This is a genomic window from Fructobacillus sp. ESL1129 (assembly GCF_058507945.1).
The window spans coordinates 591,771-603,493 of record NZ_CP196668.1 but is presented as its reverse complement, the minus strand read 5'-3'; the positions used below and the strand labels follow the sequence as shown (position 1 = coordinate 603,493).

Annotated in this window: 8 protein-coding genes; all 8 read left to right on the top strand. The window is 45.0% G+C overall.

From position 1 onward, the window contains the following. Positions 1 to 36 precede the first annotated feature (36 nt). The 8 genes from ACSYSL_RS02835 to ACSYSL_RS02800 all read left to right on the top strand — a co-directional run bounded on the left by ACSYSL_RS02835 (position 37) and on the right by ACSYSL_RS02800 (position 11,536). On the top strand, positions 37 to 975 hold the full coding sequence (locus ACSYSL_RS02835; RefSeq protein ID WP_491709010.1) for a glycosyltransferase family 2 protein: 939 nt from the start codon (positions 37 to 39) through the stop codon (positions 973 to 975). A gap of 95 nt (positions 976 to 1,070) precedes the next feature. Beyond that, complete coding sequence (locus ACSYSL_RS02830) at positions 1,071 to 2,738, top strand: hypothetical protein (RefSeq protein ID WP_491709009.1); 1,668 nt, start codon at positions 1,071 to 1,073, stop codon at positions 2,736 to 2,738. A gap of 39 nt (positions 2,739 to 2,777) precedes the next feature. Continuing rightward, complete coding sequence (locus ACSYSL_RS02825) at positions 2,778 to 4,889, top strand: hypothetical protein (protein WP_491709008.1); 2,112 nt, start codon at positions 2,778 to 2,780, stop codon at positions 4,887 to 4,889. 113 nt (positions 4,890 to 5,002) lie between these two features. Then, on the top strand, positions 5,003 to 6,565 hold the full coding sequence (locus ACSYSL_RS02820; RefSeq protein WP_491709007.1) for a glycoside hydrolase family 68 protein: 1,563 nt from the start codon (positions 5,003 to 5,005) through the stop codon (positions 6,563 to 6,565). A 129-nt stretch (positions 6,566 to 6,694) separates the two neighbouring features. Continuing rightward, positions 6,695 to 7,600, top strand: a complete 906-nt coding sequence (locus tag ACSYSL_RS02815; protein WP_491709006.1) for a glycosyltransferase family 2 protein — start codon at positions 6,695 to 6,697, stop codon at positions 7,598 to 7,600. A gap of 135 nt (positions 7,601 to 7,735) precedes the next feature. Next, positions 7,736 to 8,377, top strand: coding sequence for a hypothetical protein (locus tag ACSYSL_RS02810; RefSeq protein WP_491709005.1), 642 nt, complete (start codon positions 7,736 to 7,738; stop codon positions 8,375 to 8,377). Between the two features lie 19 nt (positions 8,378 to 8,396). After that, entirely contained in the window at positions 8,397 to 8,861 is a 465-nt protein-coding gene (locus ACSYSL_RS02805) for a hypothetical protein (protein WP_491709004.1), read from the top strand. 167 nt (positions 8,862 to 9,028) lie between these two features. Continuing rightward, complete coding sequence (locus tag ACSYSL_RS02800; protein ID WP_491709003.1) at positions 9,029 to 11,536, top strand: hypothetical protein; 2,508 nt, start codon at positions 9,029 to 9,031, stop codon at positions 11,534 to 11,536. Positions 11,537 to 11,723: the final 187 nt, after the last annotated feature.

The window sequence follows — 11,723 nt, the reverse complement described above, 5'->3', positions numbered from 1 at the left end:
GTACATAAGCATTTACTTAAAAAAGGAGAGAAGCCAATGACAGACGGACAAGTGCCAACGTTATCCATTGTTGTCCCCGTTCACAACGAAGAGGCAACCATCCAAATTTTCTATGATGCTATCCAAGAAATTCTCCCAAAGCTTAACGCTCGGGTCGACTACCACTTCATTGATGATGGCTCAACGGACCGGACCTTGCCCATCTTGCGTGAACTTTCAAAGACAGATTCGAGCGTCCATTACGTGTCCTTTTCCCGTAACTTTGGAAAGGAGGCGGGCCTCTACGCTGGCCTCGAACAGTCTAAGGGTGACTACGTTGCCGTGATGGATGTCGATTTGCAGGATCCACCGGAATTGTTGCCAGAAATGCTTGCGGGTGTGGAAACAGGCGAATACGATGCCGTTGGCACCCGTCGTGCGGATCGTAAGGGGGAGGCCCCTCTCCGTTCGTGGTTCTCTTCACAGTTCTACAAGTGGATGAACAAGATGTCTCAGACTCATTTGGTTGATGGGGCCCGTGATTACCGGGTGATGTCGCGCCAAATGGTGAACGCCATCCTTTCCATGTCTGAGAACCAACGTTTCTCAAAGGGAATCTTTACCTGGGTGGGCTTCAAAACGAAGTACATTCCTTTTGAAAACCGTGAACGGGTGGCTGGCAATACTTCCTGGTCTTTTTGGTCCTTGACGAAGTATGCCATTGAGGGAATTGTTTCCTTTTCAACGGTGCCACTGACGGTGGTGACCCTGCTAGGTATTTTGACTTTTGGGGCTTCACTGTTGGCTGGGATTTTCATCGTTATTCGAGCGCTGGTCTCGAACACCTCAGTCGCTGGTTGGCCATCCATGGTCACGATCATTCTCTTTATTGGGGGAATTCAGATGTTGTCCTTAGGGATTATTGGGCGCTACATTGCGGCCATTTTCTTGGAGACAAAGCGTCGCCCCATTTTCATTGCAAAAGAAGAAAAGTAGTCGTTGCTGGCAGACTTGGAGTGTTATAAGACGCTTCAGTCTGCCTTTGTATCTTATTTAGGATTACATTCTCAAAACATCGATTGGAAAAAGTCATGCTAACAAAAATTCGGTTAAAATACGAAGAATCCGCTAAAGTTCACCTTTTACTGGATGTGTTCTTGATGCTGCTGTTGGCGGTGGTGGCGGTTATTCCTGCATTTACCGGCCACTACTACAACGCCTCATCGGATGCTTTCTATCACTTAGACCGCTTTGAGAATATCTATCAAGCCCTCAAGTCCGGTCACTTGCCCTCCTTATTCAACTTCGCCTATTCACCAAGTAATAGTCGGGTTGGGGTGGCCATTAATGCGATTTATCCTTGGATTCCTGGACTAATTTTTGTCTTACCTCGTTTTCTGATTGCTGATCCAATCGTTGCCTTGGCCGTTGGATTCGTTATTTTAAATTTGTTGACCATGCTGAGTGCACGTGTCTTAATGAAGACGCTGACCCAGCATAATTGGTTGATTTGGTTTGGAATTATCCTGTACCAGTTCAACAATTTCCATTTTGTTGACCTTTACACCCGTTCTGCTTTTGGTGAGAGTTTTGCCTATGCCTGGCTGCCTTTGGTCGTTGCCGGAGTGATTCAGATTAACGAAAAGCGTCCATCCGGTAAGTACTGGCTGGGCTTGGGCATGGGCATGATTATCAATAGTCACGTGCTCACGTTGCTCTTTGCCTTGGGCTTTGTCGCGCTTTATGAAATCATCGTGTGTTTCAAAAAGCAGTTATCGCTACAAAAACTGTGGGCGCTGCTTCAAGCAGCAGGGTTAGCCTTGTTAGTGGGGCTATATTCCATTGTCAACCTGGTCAGTCTGTATGCGAACGCCAAGTTTGTGGAACCTGACCGTTACTTATTTGTGGTCGACCCCTGGTCATTCTTACAGGCTTTTGTTCAAAATGATATGCGGGACACGGCTTATTGGGCCTATGGCTTGCCTCTCTTGCTGCTCCAAGTGGTGCTCACGGTGGCGGTCTTTAAATCGGCACGTCTCAAGCAGTGGGGTGCTTGGATTATCGCGGGGGATGCGTTAACGATTGCGCTCTTTAATTGGTGGCCCTGGGACAAGTTCTCGAACTCAGCGATTTCCTTAATCCAGTTTTTGGGTCGTTTAAATTCGTTGATTGTTCTTTGCATCATCGTGGCGACCGTGCTTTACTTCGCGCAACGGCCAGTTAGGGGCAAGTGGAAAATCCTGCTTGTCGAAGCCCTGGTTTGCGCCTTGTCCTTGTCAGGGACCTACCACATTCATCAGCAGTTCTTAGGTAGTAGCGTTTACCACGATCGCTTGGAAGCGAAAACGTATGATGAACAGTTGACGAATCGCTATTCGTTTTCAGATTACCTACCGGTTGATAAGCAAACGAAAAAAGTCGATTACGAGACAAATTCACCTGAAAATGCCCAGCTAAAAGAGACAAAACGCACTTATAACAGCATTACCTTCAAAGTGCAGACCAACGGTCTGGCTGCGGTGAACCTGCCCGTGGTCACCTACCGCCACTTTAACTATGCGATTTTAGTCAATGGTAAAGTCGTTGCGAGCCAGTCGGAGAACCAACCCCGACTGGCGTTGGCAGCCGGAACTTACACGGTGTCGGTTCAAGCGAAGAGTTCAGTTCATCCCGTGCTGTTGAGCATTTCGTTCCTGTCAATTTTGCTCATTCTGTTTGTCCTTTTCTACCGTCGGTACCGGCCAAAGAGACTTTCTTAAATCAATTGTCTGCTAGTAATAACACAAAAAGGAAGAAAGATGCACCGTTTATTGAATCGAAAATTCTTTACATGGCCAGTGATTGGTGTCGCCATTGCCATGTTTTTGTCTTTGATCTTCGTGGCTTGTTTTCGTTACCCGGAAACGGGCTTTCAGATCGGACAATCAAGTTTCTTACCGGCGACTTTTCGAATTGGTGCCGTTCTTTCGCTCATTGTTCTTTTGTTTGGACTCCGGGAACGGCGGGCAAAGCTTTCGAGAAGGGGGATTATTCTCTTCATCACCTTGGGCTTGCTCTGCCAATTGGTCTTTTTACTGACTTTCTCGCGGTCGGTCTATTCAGACACTGGCTATGTGATGACCATGGTGGGGCGCTTGTTAGATGGGCAGCATCATTGGTACCAATATTTTTACTTTTATCCCAACAACGTTAACGTTACCTTGTTTTGGGCCATGTGCTTAGCGCCCTTCAAGTGGTTGGGTGTGACGAAGTTTTTCTTCCTGGTCCGCTTACTGCAGTTGCTCTTCTTGGACCTCGCCCTCTTTTATTTCGGCACTTCGTTTAACAAAGTCAAGCAAAACGCCGGGTGGCTCGTGGTCATCCTGTCCTTGTTCTACTTGCCATTACTGACCTACATCGTCTTTCCCTATAATGATTTAATCGCTGTTGCAACAATCTTTGCTGTGATCGGATCCTTTATTCGCTTGTCCTTAGCCAAGACCCGGAAGGGACAAACTGGTCAATTAGTGGTGATGATGCTGTTGATGGCGGCAGGGATTGTGGTACGCCAAAATTCAGTGATTATTCTCATTGCCCTATTATTGACACTGCTTTTTGTCTCTAAAATTAGCCGTAAAATGAAGGCGTTAGCGGTTGTCCTGGGACTTTCCCTAACGTTGCTTGGGACCGTTGGCATGAAGTCTGTGCAGCATCAGGTGGGCTACGTCAGTCAGCCTAGTTTGGTAACGCCGTCAATCCGCTATGTCAACATGTCTTGGAACCCACAAACGAGTGGTGAAATTAACGGACCGGATTCTGGCATGTATGGCGATTTGCCAAAGGATGAACGTGCTAAGAAAATCACGGCGGAGTTCAAGCAACGCTTGAAAACGCTTGGGGTTAATGGGATTGCGAAGCACTTGCTGAAAAAGGAAACCTTCCAATTTGCCTTGGCCTATTCAAACCAGGACATGGCAAAGATGCAGGTAACGGGACTGGTCAAGCATGAGTGGCAGGTGCCAAGCCTTTTGGGCTATCTGGGCAACCTCTTTCAACCGGTTTACATTCTGATGATGGTGGCAGCTCTTTATGTCAACTGGCTGCTCTTGAGGAAAAAGAAGGTTTTGAGTGAACTCATGACCGCGCTCGTTCTCTTTGTGGACTTGAGTATTTTGGGCGTCTTCACTTTCCACGTCTTCTTGTGGGAGGTGCGTGACCGCTACGCACTACCAGCAGTGCCGTTCTTACTGATGCTTGCCGTCATTGCCTGGCTGGCCTTTAAGGAACAAAAGTCAGCCGATCAACCAAGAAAACAGGTCGTTCTGCCTGGCTTAGCAACCGTCAGCCTGCTCTGCCTGTTGCTTGGCTTCGGGACCGGGTTCCGACAATTTACGGCCACTGAAACGAAGATTGGAAACGTCTACGCGTCCGGCTTTGATTTCTATACGGAAGACGGTCGGCAAGAGGCTACGGTGCAGCCTGGCCACCACTACCAAACCAGTTCATTCAAATTGGAAGATACGGCCACGAACTTTGCTTTCACGCTGGGGGACGTCACTGAGGCAGAGGCCAAGGATTTGTCCCTGACCTTAACCAACTTAGCCACGAACCAAGTTTATTCAATTCAGCCAAAAATCGGCTTGAATAGCCTTGATGAAACCTTCGCCAAGGGAAATTATCGACTCGACCTTGTCAACGAAGGCAAGCAAGCCATCAAGACGACTTTCCTACAACAGTTAGGCACAACGAATCTGCAAGGACCAGCTGTGAAAGATAACGGTCAGAAGGTGACTGGCTTGAACTTTGTCTATGACTTTGGAACGGTGAAAAAAGCCGATCGGGTCAGCCCGCTTGCTTACGCTAGCTTGTTCGTGCTCTTTGTTTTCCCGCTTGCTTTTTCTTGCGTTTTTATAAAGATTAAACGAAAATAACCAGTCTGTCAGTTTTTCCTAGTTATTTTATTTAATTCTCGTTATAATATTATCTGATACTAGTAGGTCTTACTCTGAGGCCTACTTTTCTTTTGGATAAGGGAGTTAAAAAAATGCAACATCGCCACACAACAAAAAAGAAGTTTCACTTAAGCAAGCGAAACTTTTGGATTCTTTTTGTTCTCTTTTTGTTGATTGCCGCAGCTGCTGGTTTTGGTTACCAACACCGTCACCGTATTCGGGTGGCCTATAACCAACTTGGCGTCGCCAAGTTTACCCGTGCTGATATGACGTCCGTTCAGTCGTCAATGACGAAGAGCAATGATCAACGGTCACCACAGTTTACCGAGAATAAATTATTGAGTGACGTACCAAGTAGTCGGTATTACGACACCAAGACTGGTCAGTGGGATAAAGTGGCTGTCTGGGATTCTTGGCCAGTGACCAAGCCTGATGGCACGGTCGCGAACTTCCATGGCTATCGATTGGTAATGGGGTTGACCTCCAAGGGGCAACGAGTCGATGTCAACGGAGTGAAGATTGGTCTGTACGCCCAAAAAATTTCAGATAATGAATCCGATATCAGTTCTTGGCAGTACCTGGGGGACGTCTTTGAAGCTTCTGGTGAAGGGCACAGCGGCAAGAAGGATGAGTACCTCGATATGCTGAAGAGTGAGTGGTCTGGTTCCACAACCATGATGCACGAAAACGATACAACACTCCGTGTCTTTTACACGAACGCCATTGTGAATGGTAACCAGGCGCAGGCTTTGACCACCGCGAAGGTTCAACTGGACCCAGCCGATGGTTCGGACTGGAACTCCGGTTTGACAATCAACCACGAGAAGGCCAGCGACCACAAGACGGTCTTTGTGGGGGATGGCAAGATTTACGAAACGTACGACCAAGCTGCCAAGAACAAGGGCAAGGTGGAAGATTCCTTTGCCATGCGTGACCCACACTTCGTTGTTGATGGTGACAAGTACTACCTGACCTTTGAAGGAAACACCGCTCGTGATTCCGGTGAACAGGGGGCAGCGAACTTTAAGAACTATAGTTACTTCGGTAACTATTCCTTCTACAAGAAGGACCTGAATCGAATCAAGTCCAACGTGAATTCCAACGAGTACGACCGCGCTTATCAAGCCAACGCTGCTCTTGGAAAGCTTGAGCTGAACAAGGACTTTACGGTGAAGAAAGTCATGAAACCGATGGTGACGGCTAACGCTACCCTTGATATCATGGAGCGACCAAACCTCTTTGAGTACAAGGGCAAGTGGTACCTCTTTACTTGCTTCACGGGAAAGAGCTTATCAACGAACGATCCATATTTGATTAACAAGAACTACATGTTTGGTTATGTATCAGATAACGGCATTAACGGAACGTACAAGCCATTGAACGGCAACGGTTTGGTTTTGCAGGGAAATCTGGCGGAATCCGATCCGGCTTATAGCTACGCCTACCTAGTCGTTCGACCAGAAAAGGTGGTCAATGACCAGTTCGTCGTCACGGCTTTCCAACAAAGTCACACCTTTGCCCCAAGCTACATTATGCAAATCAAGGGACACAAGACCAAGATGATTACCAACAAGGTCTTGGACCAGGGGGCTTTGAATCTTGATGGCAAGACTTATAAGGCAACCGCCCAGGATGATACGCCTACAAATAAGTAATCTGTGATTTATTAAAAATTTAGTAACTTTTCTAGGAGCAGCCGAACAATCGTCCGGCTGCTCTTTCTTTATGCTATAATTTTATTGCCAATAATTTGGAATTATATTGATTAAGAGGAATTGTATACCATGACTGAACAAAAGAAGGTTTCAGCAATTGTTGTTACCTATAACCGTTTGGATCTTTTGAAGCAAAGCATCGAGGCCTTGCTTAACCAAGAATATAAGTTGTCCCACATCATTGTTGTTGATAACAACAGTGAAAACGACACCAAGGAATACTTGGAATCACTTGGGGATAAGATTGATTACCTCCGCTTGCCTGAAAACATCGGGGGCGCTGGTGGCTTTAACAAGGGAATCCGTTACTTCATGGAAGAAACGGAAGACGACTACATGTGGATCATGGATGACGACACGATGGCCCATCCTGATTCATTGAAGGCCTTGATGGATTACGCCTCAACGAACGATGATTTCTCATTCCTGTCATCAAAGGTTTTGTGGAAAGACGGTGGCTTGGCTAAGATGAACGTCATGGGGTACATGAACGGTCGTCGCATTCCCGATTCCGAAACCAATGTCGTTCAAACACGGAACGCTACTTTCGTTTCCCTCTTGGTTGCCCGTGACTGTGTTGCCAAAGTCGGATTGCCAATCGTGGACTTCTTCATTTGGGGTGACGACATCGAATATACAGAACGTCTCGCCCGTATTCGTCCCGGATACTTCGTGCCAGCCTCAAAGGTAACCCACGCTACCAAGGCCAACGTCGGCTCCTCTTTGAAGTCCGACTCCGCCGACCGGACGCCCCGTTACTTCTACCACTACCGAAACAAGATGTACTACGCCCGCCAACGTGGCCTTTACCGTAAGCTTCGTGCTGAAGCCCGCCCTTGGTTGGACTACATCGACATTTTCTTCTCTAACACCGATAACAAAAAAGAAAAGCTTGCCATCATCCGTAAAGGTGTCAAGGCCGGCTTCAAATTCAACCCATCCGTTGAATTTGCCCAAGACAAGAAAGCTAAATAAAGTATTTTAATCTTCATTTAGTTTTCATGTAACATTACTGCAATACTTATGCTATACTGACTAAGTTGAATTCTATCCTATTTCAACATTGTCGTTTGACAGCCGTGAGGCTGTTTTTTTGTGGGGAGACAATTTATGAAAAAAAGGTCATTCGGATTAAAAAAATTTGGAACTGTGATTGCTATATTATTTTTGTTATATATTGTCATTCGTTTTGTGATTGACTTATATAATATAGGGAAAGATCATAATTTAATTGCAAGATGGAATGATATCTGGACATGCATTGGGGCACTTGCAGTACCTTTAGCATTAATAACATATTTACTATCTATAAGGCGTGAGGATAAGAAAAGAAGTAATTTATTATTTGATGATGAAATTCCTAAATTTCTAGCTTTGTATGAAAAAACAAAGTATCTAAAAAAGATTGCTTCTGATAATGAAGGTTTAGAGAAATTTCAAATGATGAGGATTTCAGCAATACATAGAGGTCAAGCAATATTGCGACAACTATATAGTCTGTATTATGATAAAAATAAAATTCATGCCATTAAAACTCGGAATAAGTATAAAGGTGAATTAGAAAATTTAGAAGTAATAGCACCTTTGTTAGTAGAACTAGTTGAATTACGTTATGATGGTGGCGAACTTGTAAAAAATGATCAGCGGACTGAGAAAGAAAAAAAACAAGAATTATTCGAAAGTGATTCACGATTACAAGTTATGGTTCAAGAATTTACAGGGAATGATGATACAAATGAATCGGAAAATTGAGTTGACGAAGGGGGGGTATATGAAGATATGTAAATTTATTAAAAATAAACTTAATAATTGTGGTAGCGATAGTGGACAAAAAGTAGTTATAAAATCTAGTGAAGTATTAATTGTTAGAACTATACCAACTTCAAAAAAACCTGACTATTTGGGCAACTGGCTTATTAATTTTGATAAAGCCAAAAATATTAAATATCTAATTGGTGTTTCTGGATATGTTAATCAGCCAAAAGAATTTGGTGAAATAATTAAAGTAAATAAACATAAAATAGTTGACGGCCGTGTTCGATTCAGTGGAAGGAAATTAAAATCTGATAATAAGTATTATAAAGGTATTCTTGAAACATTAAGAAATATAAACAACGACAATTCTGAAAATGATAATATGAGTAAAGTTGTTGAAGAATTACTTAAAAACTGGAAAGGAATTAATCCAACACTTTATTTGACTCATTTAGCATATTTAAGTAATGAAACAAATTAATAATTTTAGTTTTAAATTTTTCTAACAGCCACCCCTGGCTGTTTTTTCTTTTACCCACAATTCCATTGCCAACCTATGTTACAATTTTAATGTTGATTTAATTTTCAACGACCTTTAAATAAGAAGTAGAACTGGAAGATTTCCCTCAGTTTTTAAGGAGAGAAGGAATGTCAAAGAGAATTTATACGACTGCCTTGACTATTGCTGCGGCAACTGGTTTGGCAGCGTTTGCGAACCAGAAGGTTAACGCAGATGACAACAATCAGGCGAACTTGAGCCAACAGGTGAACGACGCTAATCAGCAAGTTACCGCTAAGCAAAGCGAACTTGATGCAGCGAACAAGACTTTGCAAGATGCTAAGAATGCATTCGATACTGCAAAGGGAAATGCTGATGCAGCGACGAACGATGTGGATCAGCAGGAGCAGGTGGTTAACAACGCTGAAGCGGCGTTGAAGGCTGCTCAAAGCAACTACAATGCGGCTAAGCAAAAGGCTGATCAGTTGACGGCTGACTTGGACAAAGTCAAGCAAGCTGCCAACTTTTACACGGATGCTGAAAAGAAGCAGATTAACGATCAAAACGCGACATATGCCCGTTTGGCTGCAACGACTAAGTCACTGGGGAACATCTATGCCGTTCAGCCACAAACTGATGCCAATGGCAATTTTGTTGCTGGTAAGCTGACCAACGAGGCATTGCAGAACGCCATTGATTGGTTGAACTACTACCGGTCATTGTTTGGTTTATCATCGGTTCAATCGGATGCGACTTTGACTGACCAAAACCAGGTGACAGCAGCGGTCGAAACTGCAGCAAGGGTCATGACCCATGAATTGCAATCTGACGCAACGAAACCTGCCAATGTTTCAGATGCGGATTGGAATAAAGCCGCGAAGGGTGCGGATAGCTCGAACTTATTTAGCACTGGTGGTACTTCATACTGGTTGAAGGAAACGATGGCGGGTTGGCTAAGAGATGACAGCAACGTAATGGGCGGCTCTGCTGCTGTTGGTCATCGTCAAACGGCTTTGAACCCAAGCTCAACGGCGGTTGGCTTTGGAACGGCTTCTGGAAGTTCGGCATTAACGATGAATAACGATGCCTCGATGCAGATGGATAAGCAGTCAAAAACGATTATCAGCTATCCAGCTGTGAACCTCTTCCCTGCAAGCATGGCGAAAGGGTCTGGCGTTCTTTGGTCCGTTGATTTCGGCTATGGACTCGGTTACAAAATTTCAAACAACCATTCAGAGTTAGCTGTCACTGTGCAAAACACAACGACAGGTCAGACTTTGAATGTGGCAAATGCTGATATTTACGATACTAGCCTATTCTCACGCAACGGTTATTCTGCTGTTGCCTTCGACGTGGATGCCAAGCAAATCGCTATCCAAGCCAACAACGCCTACCGTGTCACTGTCAAAACTTCCAAGGGGGACTACAGCTACAACTTTAAGTTGTACGATGACAGCAAGCAACTACCAACGGCGGCCGACGTTCAAAAGGCTGAACAGGACATTAATGCAGCGAAGGATGATCAAAACGCTAAGAACGTTCAGTTGAATACCGCGATTGCGCACTCATTGAGTGAAAAGGAAAACCTGAAGATTGTTAAGGGAACGCAGACTAAGAAGCAGGCGATCTTGAACGATGCCGATGCACAGGTTAAGAAAGCCGAACAAGCGCAGTCAGCTGCCCAAACGGCATACAACAACGCGGTGAATGATCGCAACCAAAAGTCTGATGCCGAGGCCAAGGCGAAAGCCACAGCGAATGCCACAGCGAATGCCAATGCTTCAGCGAACAACCAGAATAACGGCAACCAACCAGGCTCAACTGCCGGTCAGGATAACCATTCCGACATGACTTTTGACAATGGCACGACGGTTCACTTCCACGATAACGGCTATATCTATGACTCAGACGCTAACGGTTACCGTTGGTATGAAAATGGCCGATTATTCACTGGTTTCCAATACTACGCCGGTACTTACTACTGGTTTGAAAACGGTGTCCGTCAAGATAACTCCTTCCACCAAGCATGGGGAAGAACTTATTATACAGATGGGGATGGTCGCGCAGTGCAGGGCATCCAAAACATCCATGGTCAGGAATTAGACTTTGGTAACGACGGCACGTTCTACTTGCGTTCATCCGGTTACCTTTGGGACAACTCCTATACCAACGGTGGTTACCGTTGGTATGAGAACGGTGAGCTCTTCACTGGGTTCCGTTACTATGCCGGAACTTTCTACTGGTTCATCGACGGCGTTCGTCAGAATGCCGGTTGGCGTCAAGCCTGGGGCTACACTTACTACACGGATCAAGATGGCCGTGCCGTGCAGGGGAGCCGCATCATCGATGGTAAGCTCTATAACTTTGGGGATGACAACACCTTCTTCGAACGTCCTTTGACGGGTTACCTCTGGGATGGTTCCGCTGCCAACGGTGGTTACCGTTGGTACGAAAATGGTGAACTCTTCACCGGTTTCCGCTTCTACACTGGAACCTTCTACTGGTTCATTGATGGTGTTCGTCAGAACGCTGGCTGGCGTGAAGCATGGGGCTACAAGTACTACACCGATAACGATGGTCGTGCCGTTCAAGGTTGGCAAAACATTGATGGTCAGAACTATTACTTCGGGGATGACAACACGTATTACTTGCGGTAAATTTATCAATACAAAAGGAACACAAAGGTGCCTAAAAGGCGTCACTGTGTTCCTTTTTTTATGACTTTCATAAGAAAGTCGTCAAAATGTGCTTTTTTCTCCTAATTGTTTTACAATTTTAAGTTGGTAGAAATATATTAAAACTCGTCCATAAAAGTACAGGAATTAGAATTGCGTTACCTTATTT

What these genes read in the sequence shown, in the direction of transcription:
- ACSYSL_RS02830 (WP_491709009.1), top strand. Translation starts at nt 1,071, where the DNA reads ATGCTAACAAAAATTCGGTTAAAATACGAAGAATCCGCTAAAGTTCAC.
- ACSYSL_RS02825 (WP_491709008.1), top strand. Translation starts at nt 2,778, where the DNA reads ATGCACCGTTTATTGAATCGAAAATTCTTTACATGGCCAGTGATTGGT.
- ACSYSL_RS02815 (WP_491709006.1), top strand. Translation starts at nt 6,695, where the DNA reads ATGACTGAACAAAAGAAGGTTTCAGCAATTGTTGTTACCTATAACCGT.
- ACSYSL_RS02805 (WP_491709004.1), top strand. Translation starts at nt 8,397, where the DNA reads ATGAAGATATGTAAATTTATTAAAAATAAACTTAATAATTGTGGTAGC.
- ACSYSL_RS02800 (WP_491709003.1), top strand. Translation starts at nt 9,029, where the DNA reads ATGTCAAAGAGAATTTATACGACTGCCTTGACTATTGCTGCGGCAACT.
- ACSYSL_RS02820 (WP_491709007.1), top strand. Translation starts at nt 5,003, where the DNA reads ATGCAACATCGCCACACAACAAAAAAGAAGTTTCACTTAAGCAAGCGA.
- ACSYSL_RS02835 (WP_491709010.1), top strand. Translation starts at nt 37, where the DNA reads ATGACAGACGGACAAGTGCCAACGTTATCCATTGTTGTCCCCGTTCAC.
- ACSYSL_RS02810 (WP_491709005.1), top strand. Translation starts at nt 7,736, where the DNA reads ATGAAAAAAAGGTCATTCGGATTAAAAAAATTTGGAACTGTGATTGCT.